Source organism: Dolichospermum heterosporum TAC447, assembly GCF_024584745.1.
Classification (GTDB): Bacteria; Cyanobacteriota; Cyanobacteriia; order Cyanobacteriales; family Nostocaceae; genus Dolichospermum; species Dolichospermum heterosporum.
Genome location: NZ_CP099464.1, coordinates 4,729,415 through 4,747,718 on the forward strand (window position 1 = coordinate 4,729,415; position 18,304 = coordinate 4,747,718).

The 18,304-nt window shown below is 37.6% G+C and carries 15 protein-coding genes and 1 tRNA gene; 4 read left to right on the forward strand and 12 right to left on the reverse strand.

Going from position 1 to position 18,304, the window contains the following annotated elements:
* The first annotated feature begins 328 nt into the window (after positions 1-328).
* Both NG743_RS21480 and NG743_RS21485 read left to right on the forward strand, forming a co-directional pair.
* The gene (locus tag NG743_RS21480) at positions 329-547 is read left to right on the forward strand and encodes a type II toxin-antitoxin system HicB family antitoxin (RefSeq protein WP_027401897.1); all 219 of its coding nucleotides are present in this window, start codon (positions 329-331) and stop codon (positions 545-547) included.
* Positions 544-723: a type II toxin-antitoxin system HicA family toxin gene (locus tag NG743_RS21485; RefSeq protein WP_039204393.1), complete on the forward strand. Its 180-nt coding sequence runs from the start codon at positions 544-546 to the stop codon at positions 721-723. Before NG743_RS21480 ends, NG743_RS21485 begins: the two co-directional genes overlap by 4 nt.
* A 187-nt stretch (positions 724-910) precedes the next feature.
* Here the strand turns inward: NG743_RS21485 and NG743_RS21490 are convergent, their stop codons facing one another.
* The 10 genes from NG743_RS21490 to NG743_RS21535 all read right to left on the reverse strand — a co-directional run bounded on the left by NG743_RS21490 (position 911) and on the right by NG743_RS21535 (position 13,003).
* Positions 911-1,423, reverse strand: coding sequence for a hypothetical protein (locus NG743_RS21490; protein WP_257120856.1), 513 nt, complete (start codon positions 1,421-1,423; stop codon positions 911-913).
* A gap of 44 nt (positions 1,424-1,467) precedes the next feature.
* Positions 1,468-3,660, reverse strand: coding sequence for an NACHT domain-containing protein (locus tag NG743_RS21495; protein ID WP_257120857.1), 2,193 nt, complete (start codon positions 3,658-3,660; stop codon positions 1,468-1,470).
* Between the two features lie 154 nt (positions 3,661-3,814).
* On the reverse strand, positions 3,815-4,786 hold the full coding sequence (locus tag NG743_RS21500; RefSeq protein WP_257120858.1) for a S1 family peptidase: 972 nt from the start codon (positions 4,784-4,786) through the stop codon (positions 3,815-3,817).
* A 77-nt stretch (positions 4,787-4,863) separates the two neighbouring features.
* On the reverse strand, positions 4,864-5,175 hold the full coding sequence (locus NG743_RS21505; RefSeq protein WP_257120859.1) for a CU044_2847 family protein: 312 nt from the start codon (positions 5,173-5,175) through the stop codon (positions 4,864-4,866).
* A 541-nt stretch (positions 5,176-5,716) separates the two neighbouring features.
* Entirely contained in the window at positions 5,717-6,199 is a 483-nt protein-coding gene (locus NG743_RS21510; RefSeq protein WP_193962072.1) for a hypothetical protein, read from the reverse strand.
* A gap of 130 nt (positions 6,200-6,329) precedes the next feature.
* Complete coding sequence (gene gltX, locus NG743_RS21515) at positions 6,330-7,772, reverse strand: glutamate--tRNA ligase (RefSeq protein WP_257120860.1); 1,443 nt, start codon at positions 7,770-7,772, stop codon at positions 6,330-6,332.
* Between the two features lie 99 nt (positions 7,773-7,871).
* Positions 7,872-7,945: transfer RNA gene (locus tag NG743_RS21520), tRNA-Asp, on the reverse strand.
* Between the two features lie 657 nt (positions 7,946-8,602).
* Complete coding sequence (locus tag NG743_RS21525) at positions 8,603-10,075, reverse strand: serine/threonine protein kinase (protein WP_027401892.1); 1,473 nt, start codon at positions 10,073-10,075, stop codon at positions 8,603-8,605.
* A 242-nt stretch (positions 10,076-10,317) separates the two neighbouring features.
* Positions 10,318-11,499 carry an esterase-like activity of phytase family protein gene (locus tag NG743_RS21530; RefSeq protein WP_257120861.1) on the reverse strand — a complete coding sequence of 394 codons (1,182 nt, stop codon included), beginning with the start codon at positions 11,497-11,499 and terminating at the stop codon, positions 10,318-10,320.
* Positions 11,500-11,560: 61 nt separating this feature from the next.
* Complete coding sequence (locus tag NG743_RS21535; protein ID WP_257120862.1) at positions 11,561-13,003, reverse strand: TM0106 family RecB-like putative nuclease; 1,443 nt, start codon at positions 13,001-13,003, stop codon at positions 11,561-11,563.
* Between the two features lie 503 nt (positions 13,004-13,506).
* Here NG743_RS21535 and acsF point away from each other — a divergent pair.
* Together acsF and NG743_RS21545 are read left to right on the forward strand one after the other, a co-directional pair.
* Entirely contained in the window at positions 13,507-14,583 is a 1,077-nt protein-coding gene (gene acsF, locus NG743_RS21540; RefSeq protein WP_027401889.1) for a magnesium-protoporphyrin IX monomethyl ester (oxidative) cyclase, read from the forward strand.
* Positions 14,584-14,975: 392 nt separating this feature from the next.
* Positions 14,976-16,394: a collagen-like protein gene (locus NG743_RS21545; RefSeq protein ID WP_257120863.1), complete on the forward strand. Its 1,419-nt coding sequence runs from the start codon at positions 14,976-14,978 to the stop codon at positions 16,392-16,394.
* Between the two features lie 53 nt (positions 16,395-16,447).
* On the opposite strand, the gene NG743_RS21550 is transcribed toward NG743_RS21545, so the two are convergent.
* Both NG743_RS21550 and NG743_RS21555 read right to left on the reverse strand, forming a co-directional pair.
* A complete protein-coding gene (locus NG743_RS21550) occupies positions 16,448-17,026 on the reverse strand; it encodes a TIGR04376 family protein (protein ID WP_027401887.1) in 579 nt (192 codons plus the stop codon).
* Positions 17,027-17,385: 359 nt separating this feature from the next.
* Entirely contained in the window at positions 17,386-18,222 is an 837-nt protein-coding gene (locus NG743_RS21555; protein WP_257120864.1) for a D-alanyl-D-alanine carboxypeptidase family protein, read from the reverse strand.
* Positions 18,223-18,304 lie beyond the last annotated feature (82 nt).

The window sequence follows — 18,304 nt, forward strand, 5'->3', positions numbered from 1 at the left end:
GTGTATTTTTGGAGGGATTGTCCGAAAAATTATTGGTGTTACCGTAGTTTACACAGAAAACATCTGTTCCAGGCACTTTCTTATAAAAATATGGCGATACATTTTGTGCATGAAGTTTTATGGGATAAGGGATTCAGAATTAACACCCTAGTGATAGTGTCATCGCTGATCTTGTAACTAAGTAGGTTGGCGTTAAAAATTCTCGTTATGACAAGGGAACAGGGAAGAGGTTTTGGGCAACTTTACTTTTCGTTACATATTTCGGTTTTTTTCCATTCACCTACTTAATCATCGTTTAAAATATAGTAGACTTCTTGTGGAAATTGCTATGAAAGCAGAGTTAACAGCCATCATTGAGAGAGCAGCGGAAGGAGGATACTGGGCAATTTGTCCAGAAATTTCTGGTGCTAATGGTCAAGGTGAAACCATTGAGGAAGCGAAAGAAAACTTGAAACTTGCTATTCAATTGATTATTGAAGATCGTATGGCAGATATCCGCAGGGGAATCACAGAAGATGCGATAGAAGAAACTATTTTAATTCCATGAAACGTAAAGAATTAGAAAAAAAGTTAAGACAAGCAGGTTGTTACCTAAAACGAGAAGGTGGTTCTCATTCTTTATGGATTAATCCTCAAACAGGTGTCATTGAGGCTGTACCAAGACATACAGAAATTAAGGAATTTTTAGCCCAGAAAATTCTTAAAAACTTAAATGCCGAATAAGTAGGTGAACACAATAAGGGACTTCCAATTAAAAAAATACCCAAAAATTTCTTGTAGTGCGGGACGAATTGCCCGCTAATCATCAAGGACGGGCAGGACTTGTACTGAGCCTGTCGAAGTATGCCCATCCCACAAAATTGGGTAATTTATTTTTTGGTGTTCCCTAGAGAATGCAGTAAATGGATGATTATTTAGCAACGGACATAACCTGTTGGGGTTCTCTCTGGGTTTCTTCAACCTGGCAGCGATCGCTATTTTGATTAGTGCTACCATTGGCACTATTCTCAGTAGAAATATTGTCCGTAGTATTATCAGTAACTTTCACCTGAGCAAGTTGACTTTTTAGCTTAATTTTTAACGCATCGGTAAGGGGTAGAATATCAATTTCCCTGTAAAGGGCTTCTTCCGCTTCCGTTTTGCGACGCTCAACATAAACAGTAGTAAGAATCATCTCGATTCCGTAACCCGTCAAATTGTCTCCGATAACACCAATTGAACCCGCTAAAGCAGTGGCGAGAGTAACGGTTAGACCCGTACCCCCAAAAGAGGTGAATGCTACAGCAAGAATGATACTAGGAACACCGATAGAAGCTGTCTTTTTAGCGATCTCGTCGAAAGAAATTCCCATAGAGGAAAGTTGTTTTGAAATTTCTTCAGGAGAAATGCCAAAAGCACTCAGTTGTTTATTAAGTTCGTCCATAAAATAAAGACCTCTTAGATGACCGTAAATTGTTTAGTTAGAGTTTAATCGTTCATGGTACCATAAAATTTGTAAAATTGTTCTATATTTTTTAGAATAAAGGGAATAAAGGAAATTAAAATACTTATTATTATCACAAAAATAAATAGCCCAAAATACATATATTCTCTAGGAATTTTACGATTTTTATCTTCTTGTGTGTTTTGATTATTTGCTTTGGTTATTTCTAGGAATAACCAATAATTTACGCTAATAAACAATAACAATCCTATTAAACTCACAGGTATATTGTCTTTTTGTATATCTATATCAGTGACAATTTTTGTAAAATTATTTAGCCAAGGGATATTATTTAACCAAGGGATATTTAACTGTTCTATTACTAAAAAACCAAAAATCCTATTTATTGATAATGCAATCCACAAAATCCACATCCCTACTCCAAAAAATGCAGCACATACCATTCCATACATGACCGATTTTATAGCTTTTTGATTGTCAAATGACCATTCCTGATGACTTACTGAGTCTGTTTTGTCTTTTGGTAAATCTAAAAAATAAAATATTAATGCAAAAACTATTCCAAATACTATCATATCTAAAATCTGAATGTTATCTGCTTGTGAGTTTGAAATTAACCAACGTATTATTGTAGATACGAATCCAATGATAGCAGATTTTACTTTAGATTGAGTATCTGTATTTAGTTTTAACCAAGATTTTGTATTTAGCTTTAGCCAAGATATTATTCCACCTATTAATCCAGATATAGATCCAGAGATTAATCCAAAAAAGATATAATTGATTGTATTCAAATAAGATTGAGGATTGTCAGAATTATAGTTTAATATTTCAGAAAGTATTCCCGTTGATAAGCCACATAATATGCCTACAATTAATCCAACTAAAATATAATAAAGTATTTTTTCTTTATTTTTTTCAGACAATAATTTTGGTTGCATATTTTCAATAGACAATGTGGATTCTGTATCATTTAATTGCTGTGCTAACCAAACTATCTTATCTCTAGAAAAGGTTGTATTTCTTTTCTCTAATTCTTGAAATCTATTCTTAGAATAGTCTTCAAATAAGTTATCATGAAACCCTTCAAGATCCATATTTTCTATTTTAATTGGTTCTCCTGTTGGAGCATTAATTAATTGTTGAATTGTCTTTTCTTTATCTGGACGCTTATTAAAATTGTCGGTTGCTATGATTAAAAATAAAGGTTTTTTTAGTAAATCCTCAATAGCACCGTTATAATGTGTCAAAGATTCCCAGGTTTGTGGACGTATTGTTTCTATAATGTGTTGAAGTTGCAACTCTTTAATTACATAATCATTCATTTGTTTTTGATCGAGAGGCTGTAATTCAGCAAAAGTATTATTGCGTAATTTATACAAAAGTAAATCTTTCTTTTCTATTTGACTAGTAATAACAGTTTTACATTCATGTTTTTCAATAAAACTATTCAAATCAATTGCACGCTGATCTTGTTGTGAAGGTTCTATTTCATCAAAACCATCAAGGAGGAATATTATTCCTATTTCGTTATATTTTCCCGAAATCGTATTTATAGTTTCTTCATCTACTTCATACACTTTTTTAATAGACTCACTTATCCAGTTGTCTATTGTCTGGTTTTCATGCAAAGGTTGAAGTTTTAACAGGATAGGAATCTTATTATTAAGTATTTCGTTGTTCAATTCTCTTAACATTGTACTTTTGCCTGAGCCAGAAGCACCGAAAATTAGAAACTTTTTCTTATTTTGGTTAGCATTAAAAAAATCATAAATAGTATTTGTAGATGATTCATTGCCATTATTTTCTTTGAATTTTATTTTAAATTCTTGCTTATTATTTTGTCCTTCCCAATAGTATCTTACCTGTTCTAATAAGTTTGAACTTGCTTCTTCAATAGATATTGTAGGTAAAGCAATTTTTGTTTGAATATTCAAGAGAATATTCAATGAAGTTTCATTTGTACAATGAGGCTTAATTTCTTCGCAAAGATTATTCAGGGCTTTTTGATGGTATATATCATGTAACCATTCAACTAACTCTGTGACAAAATTATTTTCCTCTTTCTCTGTTAAGTTTCGTCTTCTTGCTATCTCGAAAATATCAAGATTTCTACACAGAGTTCTTCTTTGGTTAGGACTATCTGCAAGTCCACTATTGAACAAAAACTCTTTCAGTTTGTCTCTATCTTCTTTGCTAAGTGGAGATTTGTTCATATAATAAATTTAATTGGTTTAAGTAGGTGGGCTGAGAAAAACCAAAATGTGTAAATAAAAGTAAAATCGCCCAAAACTTCTTTACTCTTGCCTTTTTCCTTTTGCCTCTTGCCTTACAATAACGAAAATTTTTAACGTTAACCTACTTATCAGTTTAATTTACCTTGGGTATTGTGGGTAAAGCAATTTTTGTTTGAATATTCAAGAGAATATTCAATAAAGTTTCATTTGTACAATAAGGCTTAATTTCTTCGCAAAGATTATTCAGGGCTTTTTGATGGTATATATCATGTAACCATTCAACTAACTCTGTGACAAAATTATTTTCCTCTTTCTCTGTTAAGTTTCGTCTTCTTGCTATCTCGAAAATATCAAGATTTCTACACAGAGTTCTTCTTTGGTTAGGACTATCTGCAAGTCCACTATTGAACAAAAACTCTTTCAGTTTGTCTCTATCTTCTTTGCTAAGTGGAGATTTGTTCATATTGTCTCTATCTTCTTTGGTAACATTCGGTTTTTGTTGATGAAATTGTTTATTAAGTTGGGCAATTTTGGGAAACTTTTGCAAAATAACTTCAGCCGAAACTGCCCGCCCCCCTAAATCGGTACTTTCATCAAGAGAAAGATGTACAATACCACAAACTTTTCCTGTTCGTAAATTTAGCAAAGGTGAACCACTAAAACCTGATTTAACTTGCCCTTGCTTTAACTTATAAAGAAGAATATTATCTTTATAACTATAACTTGGTCCTACATATTTAAAGCTTGCAGAATCTCCCTGAGAATAATCAGTTTCCCCATCTTTGGGATAACCAAAAATATATAAATCATCATTGACATTAGGTTTTGTACCATCCAATTCAACACAGGGATGATTGAAATCATCTCCCTCTAATTTCAATAGGGCTAAATCAATATGATATTCGTATAATTGCTCGACTCTAGCAGTATAATCACGGTCTTCTGATTTCCAGTATACCTGCACAGGATTATCTTTATCTCGTGCAGATTCAACTACATGAGCGCAGGTGAGAATGTAACCCGCTGCAACAAAAAAACCTGTTCCTTGACTGTCAGCGAAATTTAAACGCACTGTGCAGCCTCGTAAATTCTCTTCGTTAGCCATTGATTGCCCTCACATAGCCTCTTTATGAGAAGATTAGCATAACAGTGAGGGAATTTCAATTTTGAGGGAATTAACGTTTATTTACCCCATTCCATCGTAATTTCCAAATTAGCTGTGCCTGTTCCTTTGACAATTAAAGCAGTTAGTTGTCCTGCCTCAACTCCAATTTGTAACCCTAGCTTGACGGTAAATTTATCCGGTTTGACTGCTTCTTTAATATCTTTTAATGTACCCGCGACATCTTCAGCAATGGATTTAATAATTTCTGTTGCTTGTTGAAGGACTCTAGTGTCAGCAGAAACAGGTTGTTCCCCTATAGGCGTAACCTCTACTTTAACTATTTTGCCATCAGAAAGTTTAAGAGGAAGAATTTTGGTTCTATCTGCCATAATTAATTTTTCCGGTTAATTTTTGTGTAACGGTTTTTCTTGTCACAAGGTGGACTGAGCATAACACGCAAGACATAAACGCATGATATCATGGCTGTGCGCCCCCTCAAATGCCATAAGTGATCGCCCTCATAATTAGCATAACTCCCCACTCAAAACAAACTCAAATGCTTTCCCACATCACCTTGAGGCTCAACAACCAAAGGTAACTCATCTCGTTCTAGCCCCCTCATCGCTTGCGGGGAGGGGGTTGGGGGTGGGGTTCTTGTTCCAGGTTTGATAACAATTTGCTGTAACCCCACTCGTTGCGTATCCTTGCGGGAGCAAATCCCATATTTAAACATAATGCTGGGATACAGACTGGAAACATCAATTTTAGCAATGTGTTTGTGAAAACTTAGTACAGAAATTACCAATTTTTAACGCCAACCTACTTAGACATCTCCGAAAAATATTGTAGAGCCGAGAATCCCTAGCCAGGTAACATCTCTACAAGGGTTTCAAGTCACGCACATTTAATTCTCACAAGATGTCTAATGATTTACTTGCCTTCCGTAATTTTCAATGTATAAGGTAGGGATTCATCTTCCTTGTAAGAACCAATCCAAATTTGATAAGTACCCGGTAGCCATTCCCCAACAATACCGGGGTTTTTACCGTTAAAGTCATCATTGCACCAAGTTCCACCAGGTCCTTTAATAATCATGGTGGTGTCCGCCGGACTTTCGACTACTAATTTCAGATAGTCAAATTTACTGGTAAGTTTCAAGGTATGGTCTGGTACTTCATCCATAAATCCTTGACAAGGGCCAGTTGGTGGTGTTTCTGCTTTTCCTGCTATTTTGCTTCCTGGTACTGAACCACCACTCATTCCCCTCACTGTCAAAGGGTCTGGAGAAAATGGATGTTGAATAGTCACATCTCCAAAAATCGGCGCGGCTGTTTGAGCATTAGCAACTGGATTAAACCCGGCTGTAACGCAGAGTACAACTATGATTCCTGTAGGAAAAGCTGTTTTTGACATTGCAATTATAGAAGAGTGCTAAATACCTTTGAAGACATGAATTTACGGTCTCAAGTTCCTTTAGATAAAAGACTTGAGTACCGCTGGGAGAATTTAAAATTCCAGAAAATTCTGACCCAATACCCGGTAATTAATTATTGCTAATTGCTTGATTTAAGCGGGATTTATCTAAACCAATCTGATTAAGTAGTAACCAAGACTGAATTAAATCTGGTCCATGTACATCCCCAGTTAATGCGGCTCTGAGCGATCGCATCACTAAGCCTTTTTTCACATTTTCCGATTTCACAACTTGCTTAATTATACTTTGGGCAATATCTGCTGATAACTCTGGCTGACTTTCTAAAGCTGTAATAATTGCTTGCAGTACAGTTTTAACACCCTCCTGCTGTAATTGTTGACTGCCTTCCTCAGTCAATTCTACCCCCTCAGTAAAAAATACCTTGGTCATGTCCACAGCATCCACCAACCGAGTCAAACTAGCAGCAATTAACCCCACTAGCTGCTCTAACCAAGTCCGTTCTCTCCCACCATTAAATTGAAACCCAGCTTTTGACCAGAAGGGAATAACTAAATCTGTCAGCTTATCAACTGGCATATTATGGAGATATTGGCTATTTAACCAATCCAACTTATCCCAGTCAAATTTAGCACCAGCTTTATTTACCCGCTCAAAGCCAAAATCCTTAGCTGCTGATTCTAAATTGAAAATTTCTTGAGTAGAATCCGCTGGCGACCAGCCTAGCAAAGTCATATAATTGACTAAACCTTCCGCAGTAAATCCCATTTCCTGAAAGTCACAAATGGAAGTTACTCCATCTCGTTTCGATAGTTTGCGCCCTTCCTGATTTAAAATTAAAGGCGTATGGGCAAATTCGGGAATTTTTGCCCCTAAAGCTTCATACAACAAAATCTGTTTAGCAGTATTGGCGATATGGTCTTCACCACGAATGACATGAGTAATCTGCATATCAATGTCATCCACAACCACCACAAAATTATATAGTGGTTGACCAGTACCATCAGTAGCAGCGCGAGCAATCACCATATCACCACCCAAATCGCTACCCCGCCAACTCATTTTCCCCCGGACTAAATCATTCCAGACAATTTCTCGGCTGTCGGCGATTTGGAAACGAATTACAGAAGAACGCCCTTGAGCTTCAAATTCAGCCCTTTGTTCTGGGGTGAGGTGACGGTGACGGTTATCATAGCGGGGTGCTTCTCCTCTGGCTTTTTGCCCTTCTCTCAAAGCGTCTAATTCTTCCGATGTAGTGTAGCAGCGGTAAGCTAATCCTTGATCTAGTAATTTTTGCACCGCTTCCTTGTAAAGATGTAGGCGTTGAGATTGAAAAAATGGACCTTCATCCCAATTCAATCCTAACCAGCGTAGTCCATCCAGAATATTATCTGTATATTCTGGACGCGATCGCTCTAAATCAGTATCTTCGATTCTTAAAATAAACTTGCCATCATGGTGACGAGCAAACAAATAATTAAATACAGCCGTTCTCGCTGTACCAATATGTAGATTTCCGGTAGGACTCGGAGCTATGCGAACTCTGACAGTCACAGTTAATTCTCTCTTTTACAAATCATGATTACACATACTGAAATTAGAGCCTATGAGTTTCCCTTATCAACTTTTTGTCTCATATTCAGTATATTAGAACGGGACTGACGGGGCTCGAACCCGCAACTTCCGCCGTGACAGGGCGGTGCTCTAACCAATTGAACTACAGTCCCTTGCGTTTTGCTTAACTTGCACTCTCACTATTATGCCCAGTCTTTTTATATTTGTCAAGTAGTTTGAGAAAAGATTTTTTTAGAGGCAATTAAAGGTAAATTAAGAGAACTCTACAAAAAGAAATGCCCAATGTCATTCTGTTCGCGCAGCGTGCCAGAGGCATGACGAAACGAAGTGTAGTGAAGAATCTCAAAAGATGCTTCGTTTCGCTATGGCTAACGCCACGCTCCGCGAACGCTACACTCAGCATGACAAAACAGGATCATTTATTTTGTTGCTTACTCTTAAGTAATTGGACAAAAATATTTACAGTCATTGCGAGGGAAGGGAAGCAATCACAACCATTGGAATTGCTTCATTTCACTTCGTTACATATGGCTACCGCAACGCTTACGCAATGACATTGTGTAATTAATTTTGTCTCACTACTTATAGATACTTCCAATTAAAAAAATACCCAAAAATTTCTTGTGGTGCGGGACGAAAAGCCCGCTAATAATACAAGAACGGGCAAGATGCCCATACCACAAGATTGGATAGCGAGGCGCTGCTGCAAGCAGTTCATCTTTTTTGTGGAGTTCTCTATCTAAAAGCACCAACTCAATTTCGTTTATTTATCTCAGGATAGGTTTATGCAGCGCCTAAATTCTACAAGTTCATGATTTTAACTGCTTTAGTATCTCTAATTTTATATATTCATATTGCTGCTTTAACAAGCTTTTGCTGGTTCCGAATTCCGTAGAAGCTTTCATGCTCTGACTTTGTTGCACCCAATTCTTCAGATTTTGTGTTTGTAAGGGAGAAATACTAATACTGAACATATTAGTACAGCAATGTGAAGGTTCTAAGGTAAAGAAAAGTAAGGAATAGGACTCATTTTCCGCCAATGACCACACCAATTTGAGATTTTGGGAATTTTGCATATCTAAGTAACATGGTAGCCACTTAGGGGTAAGGTCATGGTCGTAAAGTAGTGTTATCCATAACAACATCGGATGGGGATGTGTAATAAAAATAAATCGAGTGTAGCGTGTAGTATAGGCATAATTTTGAATTTCTAATTCTGGTAACATTATCCATAAAGAAGCTGTAGATACTTTTTTTTCACTAATGAGTTGAGGAAAAACAATTTTTTGAGTTGGCTTATTTTGAGGCCAAGTAAATTGTTGATCAAGTATGATTTTGGTTTGAGATAATTCAGAATTTCCCAAACCTGAATTTAAAGCTGCTTGCTCCAAGGATTGTTCTATTTTATCTAGACCCTGGAGAATTTCCGTCATATTTTGGGGACGTTGACCTGGCTTTTTAGCTAAACAACTAATAATTAAATCATCGAGTTGCTGTGGAACTTGGAGACTGGGTTTTATATCTGATATATGTTTTGGTGATGCAAATAAATGTACTTGATACCAAGCCCCAAATCCTTCCGCTGCTGGTTGCCAAGGTTTTTGCCCTGTCAACATTTCAAACATGACTACACCTAAACTATAAATATCAGAACGACTATCTATATCTCCACCGTCTAATTGTTCAGGAGAACAGTATGCTAAAGTTCCATAACATTTTTCATTGGTGATCATTGATTCTGTACTATTAAGAAATTTGGCGATGCCAAAATCCAATATTTTAACTAATTTACCTAAGATGGGATCTGGAGTAACAATAATATTAGCTGGTTTAATATCTCTATGAACTAATGGCTGAATTTTTCCATCAATATTGACACCTTGATGAGCGCACTTTAAGCCTAAACAAATTTGCCGAGTTAGATTGAGAAACATGGGTATAGACAGAGGAATTAATTCCTTCAAACTTTGTCCAGATAAATATTCCATGACATAATATGGGTTGCCATTAGTAGTTACACCATAATCATAAGCATGAACAATATGCACACTTTTTTGGCTTAAAGCCGCACTGAGAAGAGCTTCACGGTTAAAGCTTTCCTGTCTTTGAGTATCAATAATAGTTTGAGATAAAAACTTAATGGCTACTGGTGTTCCTCCTAGCAGCATATCTTCTGCCAGAAATACCTCACCCATGCCACCTCTTTCAATTAATGTTTTAATTTGATAACGGTTGGCTACCAACTCCTGATTTTGTGGAGGTAGGTATGGACTATTATTCACGTTAATAACCTCTACAGTCAAGATGAAATTGATTTTGAATGACGACTACTTGTAACTAAACCCCTTTTTAAGAAACTATCAAATACCTTACGTACCCATGATGTAACATAACCTTTAATTTTGTTTCTGTCTCTATTTAAATTGGTTGCTATTTGTACTATGAACTACCTCTGGCTAACTTCGTTTGAGCCAGAGGTTTCTATATCCCCTAGCGTAGTCGTTTCGTCCGATTCTGATTATTTTTAACGGTTAGGTATTCTAAAGCGGCGGAATAATTTGGTTAGCGGAGATTCAGTTTTCAGCTTAAAGGCTAAAATTTGAGTTTGTTGTAGTCCATTAAAATTATTATCACTGATTAAAATTAGTGATGGTTGCCCGTCGGGGAGTTTTGCACCTAAGGTTAATCCCTCAATATTATCTAATGATACATCTAAAGTTCGTAAATCTAAGAGGAGTTTCTTTTCTGCAGGCTGGATTTTATCAGGGTCAATTTCGGTAATGCTCTCTAAGCTATGGATGTCTGTGGCCTTATTTAGGGAAACCTGAAACAGAAAAACTGTAAATCCCAAACCTGTAAAACTTCTTTCTATACTGAGAAAGTTTCCTGCGTTATCGATCGCTACTAAATCAGGTAAGCCACTGGCAAATTTACCTGTAGGATTAAACAAGGGTGTCACTGGTTGTGTTTGGTAGAGAAATTCCTGTTCTGGCTGTTTGGTTAAGAGGTTATATTGCAAAATGCGACAAGATGTACCAACACCTGATTGGGCTGCTGTACCATCTTGAATTAAGGCGTTTTCAGTGGCTGTAAATAGAAGTTTTTGATTCGGTGTAATGGTGAGACTTTCAAAGGCTAAGTTGTTGCGAATGCCTTTTTGCTTTTGAGAATCTGGCAAAAATTTATCCAGTATGGGTAAGGTATTAATTATTTTTCCAGAAGCTAGTGCAAACTCTTTAATAAAGGGATTGATGAGTCTGTCTACATCACCTTCTGAGGAAACAAATATGGTATCTTTATTAGTGAGGGCAACTCCTTCTGTATCAGTAGTATTGGGGAGGAATGGTTGATTATTATTATCTAATAAGTTCGTTACACCTACGGGAACAACTCCATTATTATTTAGTTTACCTTTACTCAGATCAATTGTTAAAGTATAAAAACGAGGTGGTGCTTCTTGCCCTCTGTCATCAGATATTGCGTAGTACAAGTTATTTTTGGCATCATAAGTAATTCCCGATAAACCGCCAACTTCGGTTTTTTGGAAAGTTAAACCTGTGGGTAAGGTAGCTTGACCAATAAATTCTATGCTGTTGATGATGAAAGAAGCGGAAGCGAAATTATTAACCAGAAAACTAATCAGAATTAGTGAAGTTGCCAAGATAAGAATCAGGAATGGTTTCCGAAATTTTGGAAGATGCAACATAGAATAATAGTAGGGGCGTAGGGTCTGCGCCCAGTTAGAAATTAGGAAGAAGAAAGAAGTTTTATGCACTTGTGAAAAAAGCGACCAGCCAATCTTTGACCGTACGGGTGGCGCGACAGTCATCTTCGTTGTAGTCTTGGATGATTGTTAATAAAGTGCGATCGCCTGTTTCTAACCACTTATCATACCAGTAAATACATTTAGCACCATTGGCTTCTTGTTCACGCCATTCAAATCCCAGCCAACGGGCAATAGTTTTTAACGCATAACTATCTATTGGTAAAGCCACACTTTGAATTAATTGTTCATAAATATCAACAAACCGATTCAGGAGACGATGAATTTGAGCATGAGGTGTGCGGTACAGTTTTCCCAGGCGTTTGACTGTATCCACTTCATAAGCACAAAAATGATAAATTGGTGCTTGGGGATATTGATTCACTAAATTTAAAAATTGTTGCCAAATTAGAGGTTCTTGTTCTGGTTGTTCCGCCAAAAAAGCATAAAACTGTTCAGTATTAGCAACTCTATCCACAACTAAAACACCTAAAAGATAATTTAAATTTAAATCTGGCTGGGCTTCAATATCAAAATAAAGTTCAATCGGGGCTGTAAAAGTCAGATATTCTAAAGAAAAGGAATCAGCCAGAATCAAGGGTTGTTTCGTGAATACAGATTGGGCTTGGACAACTAATTTAGCAGCTACATTACTATCAAATCCTGTTAAGTTTTCTAAGGTGTTAGGATGGGTCTGTGCCAGTGCTTCTAAAGTAGTGATGTCCAAATTTTGCAATTGAGTGTAGCGAATCGGTGTTACACCTGGCAACAGAGACAGATGTTCTTGATATTTCGCTTTCGCATAACAATAATTATACCAGGGACAAAGATTACATTTCTGCCGAGAAATAAAAATTTCCGGTGCTTCCACCGACTCAATAACTTGAATATATTCCTCTAAAATATCCAGCATTTGTGGTGTCCATTTGTCCAAATCCACCACATAAGTTTTATCTTTATCTCGCAATATCAGCCCAGCCTGACTCAGAACCACATCCTGAACCATAGCTAAAACTTGGGCGTGAAAAGCAATAACTACCTGATATTCTTGCTTAGGACGCTTACCCAATTCAATATTAACCGGGACATAGTTCCAATTTCCAAAACGGGATTTCCCCGGCTGTTTCACAAGCAAATCTGGGCGACTCAGCAAAGTATATTTTTCATAATAGGTAGTTAATATTACACCACGACGAATATAACTCACTCCTTGCTGCATCAGTGCTAGAGTTGATGCTGCTCCTGCTTGCCAATCACTCGCAACATAATCCGGCTCGGAATAACTTAACTTTCTGACTATCCGCTGATGATGAAGGCTTTTGTCCTTCTGCACCTTCAGCATTAACTCATTGGGAATCTCTCGCTGAAGATAATCACCATGAACATCTAAAAAAGGTCGTCGCTGACAGCGTTGAAATTGTAGTAAAAGTTGAGCATTGATTAACATCCTTTTAAGCTAACAATAATTCAGAAATTAGAGGACAGTTAAGAATTGCATTGTTCAGCCAAATACTGTAGTTCTGGTTTTTCATGAGTGATTATCACAAACACATTATGTCCCACCGGAGTAACCAGCACAGAAGGTTCGACATTTTAGTATAAAACATCACTGTCGGCGATATTTTTCAACACCATATTACCAGCCCAATTAATAATGTCTTGTGTTTTCTCAGCTTACATGATTTTCCTCAGTTTTGGCTAATTTAACCTTCCGCGCCTCAAAGGCGGCATTAAAACCATCATCCTCATTGCCATAGAAATAAAGTGTAAATCGTTTTTTGTGGATTTTTGCAACTCTTAATCATTTATCCGCTCATTTTTGGGCTAGATATTGCTACACTGAATTTCATACAAAATCATAATTGTTGTCCCCTACACCTTGTGAGAGCATAAGGATCAGCTTTCTGGTGTCATCAAAAAAAAAAGAAAGATAAAAGAGCAAATCAAAACATGGTAGAATCCCTCAGAAAACCAAGCTCTGACGAAATTCGTTCTGGAGTTAAGTCCCCGGCGAAAGAAACCCTTTTAACACCAAGGTTTTACACAACCGATTTCGATGAAATGGCGCAGATGGATCTTTCCGTCAATGAACAGGAATTAGAAGCTATTATTGCAGAATTCCGCATTGACTACAATCGCCATCACTTTGTTCGGGATGCTCAGTTTGAAAAATCTTGGGACTCTATTGACGGAGAAACTCGCAAATTGTTCGTTGAATTTCTCGAACGTTCTTGTACAGCAGAATTTTCCGGCTTCTTGCTATACAAAGAACTCGGCCGTCGCCTAAAGGATAAAAGCCCCCTTTTAGCTGAAGGCTTTAACCTGATGTCACGGGATGAAGCCCGTCATGCTGGGTTCTTGAACAAAGCTATGTCAGACTTTAATCTTTCTTTAGATTTAGGGTTTTTGACTAAGAGCCGTAGTTATACGTTCTTTAAGCCCAAATTCATATTCTACGCGACCTATCTTTCTGAAAAGATTGGTTATTGGCGTTATATCACCATTTATCGTCATTTAGAAGCCCATCCTGAAGATCAAATTTATCCAATTTTCAACTTTTTTGAGAACTGGTGTCAGGATGAAAACCGTCACGGTGATTTCTTTGATGCGGTTATGAGAGCGCAACCACAAATGTTGAATGACTGGAGAGCTAAACTATGGAGTCGCTTCTTCCTGTTGTCAGTGTTTGCAACGATGTATCTCAATGATATTCAACGCAAAGATTTCTATGCTTCCTTGGGCTTGGATGCGCGTGATTATGATATTCATGTAATCAAGAAGACCAATGAAACCGCTGGTAGAGTCTTCCCAGTTATTTTGGATGTTGAGAACCCAGCGTTTTATCAGCGTTTAGATGTTTGCGTCAAGAATAACGAAAAATTGGCAGCAATTTCTAGCTCTAATACTCCTAAATTCCTGCAATTCTTGCAAAAATTCCCAATCTATCTATCTCATGGTTGGCAGTTATTACAATTGTATTTGATGAAGCCTATTGATGCGGCTTCTGCTCACGGTCAAGCTCGTTAATTTGAGTTTATTTTTTTGAGGAGGTGGTTTTGTCTTCGACAAAACCACTTTTTTTATTTATTTTTCAGTCATAGGGGAGCAAATTGGCAAAAATTTACATCAATAAGTAATGAGACAGAATTAGTTACACAATGTCATTGCGTTAGCCATATGAAACGCAGTGAAATGAAGCGATTCCAAGGGTTGTGATTGCTTCCCTTCCCTCGCAATGACTGTAAATATTTTTGTCCAATTACTTACATGAACATCTTTTCAACTCTGTCACCTGCTATAAGTAGTGAGACAGAATTAATTACACAATGTCATTGCGTTAGCGTAGCGTGGCGTTAGCCATAGGGAACGAAGTGAAATGAAGCAATCGCCAGGGTTGTGATTGCTTCCCTTCCCTCGCAATGACTGTAAATATTTTTGTCCAATTACTTATCATGCACAAAAATTTTAGATATCAATTACCGTTTCTGCTGACATTTTGTTTATTTACTAATTTATTACCTGCGGTGGGTGCAGTTGTCTGTCCAAGGGATGTTAAAGAATTAAAAGTAACTGGGTATTATGATAGGGATGGTAGTAACGGACGTAGCGGTAGAGATGGACGCAGTGGGACAAGCCAGATAATAAACGCTGATGGTTCGGCGGTTAGTCTTGACTTATCTGGAAAAGATGGTGAAGATGGCGAGGATGGTGAACCGGGTTTTCGTCCTAGTTGTCGGAATCATCAGGAAGAAGGACGAGATAATATTAATGCCCCCAATGGTGGTGATGGTGGTAGCGGTGGTGATGGTGGCAATGGTGGTCAGGGTGGCGATCTGACGGTCTATTATACGAATTTGGCAGATTTAAGGAAAATTGCCGTTCGGGCTGTTGGTGGCGAAGGTGGACGGGGTGGAAGAGGTGCTAGAGGTGCGGTGGGTTGTTCCTGTCGTCAACGACGTTGGGAGAGGGAAAGTTGTACAGGAAGATCTGGTACTCTCAATCGTCAATGTACTCAAAAGGTTTATCGGTGTTACGATGGACGCGATGGCAGTGATGGTAGAGATGGGCGTGATGGTAAACCGGGCAGGTTAGGAATTTTAAGTATAGTTAATGGCAAAGAAGCTTTAGCAGATGATAAACCAACTGCGGAAATTGCGGTTTCTCAATTGGCAAATCAACAATTTAATCTTTCTAAAAATAAGTGGCAAATTCGTCAAGGGGCAAAGTCTTTACTTGCCATTGGTTCTGTAATTGCTGATGAATATCGAGAGTTTGAACGGCGTTTGGACGGAAGTTTTAAATTAGTTTGGCTAGAAAAAAATGCTATTAATAATTTTGCCAATCAATCTGTAAAACTCTCTTTAAATTATAATCAAGAAATAGATATTGCTTTTCCTGAAAATCTCTGGGTTGATGGTACTGCTAAAACTACGGGAACTTTGACGGATTACACTGTAAATCATGCTATTTTTCAGGAAGATGTAATTAGGTTAGCTGTGGCTGAATTTGCTAATTCGGGACAAAATCTCAGTTTCAGAATAGTTGATTTAGCTGGTAAATCTGATGTGATTAATACTCGGTTTAAAGTGAAATATCGAGCGCAAGATAATTTTGATGATGCTTTTAATCCTCAAATTTTATACGAAGGGGAAGTTCCTGCTGAGTTAGTAAGTCGTAGTTATAATAATTTTACTCTAGCTTTAGGTAAGTTAAAAATTCCTAGTCAAGCTTTAAATTCAGGTGTAAAGGTTGATGTTGAAGTTGTGGCAATTCGTTCTTTAGGTGGACGTTCTATACAGCAAAAAATTAGTTGGCAAGGGGTAATTCGTAAGCGATGATAAGATTTAGATCCCCGACTTCTCTAAGAAGTCGGGGATCTTGTTATCCATAATTATTTTCCCATGTTGCGTTTGAGTTTTTCTAATTCATCTTGGGTTTCCCAACGGCGAAATGTATTTTCTAGGTCATCAAAATTACTGTTATAATTAGTAGCTGTATTCCAGCCATGAGTTTCAGTTTCTAATCTTTCTTGGGTTTGTGCTTTGGTTCTTGCTGTTTGTAATTCGGCTGCTTTGATTTGTACTTCTTGACGACGTTGTTGAATTTTGCGAAGTAGTTCTTGGGATTGACTAATACGTTCTTTTATACCTTGCATTTGTCCCCACATCTGATTTCCTTCTCGCAGTAGTGCTGCTTCTCGTTCTTGGGCTGGGGTGGCTAAGTCTTGTCTACCTGCGGCTTGGGCTTTTTCAATACGGATATGCCATTTTTGAATTTCTTGGGCTGTGGAGAGGATTTCATCTTGCGATCGCTTCTCTTGCAATTGTAACTCGGCAATTAATTTTAATGTATCTTCTTCTTGTTCCCGCAGTTGTTCTAATAGTGCTTCTAACTCTAAATGAGGGTTATTTCGCAAGAATTCTTCTAAACGACTTTCTAAAAACCGACTTAAATCATCAAATAAACTCACTGTTAATACTCCAAAGATTAGATATATGTTTATTTATAACAGGGAACGGGGGGTGGGGGGTGGGGGGCAGGGGGCAGGGGGCAGGGGGCAGGGGGCAGGGGGCAGGGGGCAGGGGGCAGGGGAAGTAGGGGGCAGGGGGCAGGGGGCAGGGGGCAGGGGAAGTAGGGGAAGTAGGGGAAGTAGGGGAGTGGGGGGAGTGGGGGGAGTGGGGGGAGTGGGGGAGAAATTTCATTCTTCATTCTTCATTCTTCATTCTTCATTCTTCATTCTTCATTCTTCATTCTTCTGATAGCGTAGCGTGGCGTTAGCCATACTTCTGAATGGGCGCAGGCCCTGCGCCCCTACCTCCTGAACTCCTGTTAAATGGGTGTTACCCAATATTTGATTCCTTGGACAATTTTTTGTTGTAATCCAAATTTGGGTAAATCATCTTCACTCCAGCCTAAATAAGTCCAATGGGGAAGATCACTAACTACAGTTTGAAACCAGCCATTTTCATTTAAAGCCTGTCTTTGGGCTGATGTTGATACTTGTAAATCAATTGCTAATCCCCACAGATGTTGTGATGTGCCAGGGGGGGCAACTAATCCGAGAATTTTTGTTTCTTTTCCGGCTTTTACTTGTGCTAATGTTTCGCTATTTGCGTATTTATTCCAAAATCTTAAATTGGTGGCAAAATTGCGAAGACAATCTCCAGCGTAACCTGATTTTAAAGGAATGGTTGCTAAACTTTTGGCTTGATTTAAAGCGGTGGCGGCTGTTTTTTGTAAATAACATTCTTGTGTGTCATTTACTAAAGCTATACTAATTGCATCCTGAAAAGATTGGGTTGCTGATTCGTTATCTAAAATCACTTTTTGTGGTAGGTTAATTCCTGGCTTTTGATTAATAAATACTGTCCCATAAGTACGCAGTAAAGTATATTCAAAACTATCAATTTGGGGAATTGTGGGGATTTTTTTGGCGATTACTGCTAAGAAACGCTGTTGATCATCTAATTGCTGATTGGGAATAAATTGTGTATTTACAGATGTTGTTGGGCTATGACAAGGTATGTCGGAGTTAGTTATACAGTCTGTCCTGATTTGAGGGGTTTGTGTTGGCTGACTTTGGGAAATTTTGTGAATAGAGACTAAGCTAACACTAACAAAAATAATTATGGTCACAAATGCCGCTATTTTCAGAACTAGTTTCATGAAAATATTACTTGTTTTGAAAATTTCGATTTGATCATATCGCAAAATTTAGTTATTTTTTTGTATTATTAGGTTAATTACT

Bases quoted from the DNA above. Each gene is read 5' to 3' on its own strand.
- NG743_RS21500 (WP_257120858.1), bottom strand. From the start codon at position 4,786: ATGGCTAACGAAGAGAATTTACGAGGCTGCACAGTGCGTTTAAATTTC.
- NG743_RS21530 (WP_257120861.1), bottom strand. From the start codon at position 11,499: ATGTTGCATCTTCCAAAATTTCGGAAACCATTCCTGATTCTTATCTTG.
- NG743_RS21490 (WP_257120856.1), bottom strand. From the start codon at position 1,423: ATGGACGAACTTAATAAACAACTGAGTGCTTTTGGCATTTCTCCTGAA.
- acsF (WP_027401889.1), top strand. From the start codon at position 13,507: ATGGTAGAATCCCTCAGAAAACCAAGCTCTGACGAAATTCGTTCTGGA.
- NG743_RS21510 (WP_193962072.1), bottom strand. From the start codon at position 6,199: ATGTCAAAAACAGCTTTTCCTACAGGAATCATAGTTGTACTCTGCGTT.
- NG743_RS21535 (WP_257120862.1), bottom strand. From the start codon at position 13,003: ATGTTAATCAATGCTCAACTTTTACTACAATTTCAACGCTGTCAGCGA.
- NG743_RS21480 (WP_027401897.1), top strand. From the start codon at position 329: ATGAAAGCAGAGTTAACAGCCATCATTGAGAGAGCAGCGGAAGGAGGA.
- NG743_RS21545 (WP_257120863.1), top strand. From the start codon at position 14,976: ATGACTGTAAATATTTTTGTCCAATTACTTATCATGCACAAAAATTTT.
- NG743_RS21505 (WP_257120859.1), bottom strand. From the start codon at position 5,175: ATGGCAGATAGAACCAAAATTCTTCCTCTTAAACTTTCTGATGGCAAA.
- NG743_RS21555 (WP_257120864.1), bottom strand. From the start codon at position 18,222: ATGAAACTAGTTCTGAAAATAGCGGCATTTGTGACCATAATTATTTTT.
- NG743_RS21485 (WP_039204393.1), top strand. From the start codon at position 544: ATGAAACGTAAAGAATTAGAAAAAAAGTTAAGACAAGCAGGTTGTTAC.
- NG743_RS21495 (WP_257120857.1), bottom strand. From the start codon at position 3,660: ATGAACAAATCTCCACTTAGCAAAGAAGATAGAGACAAACTGAAAGAG.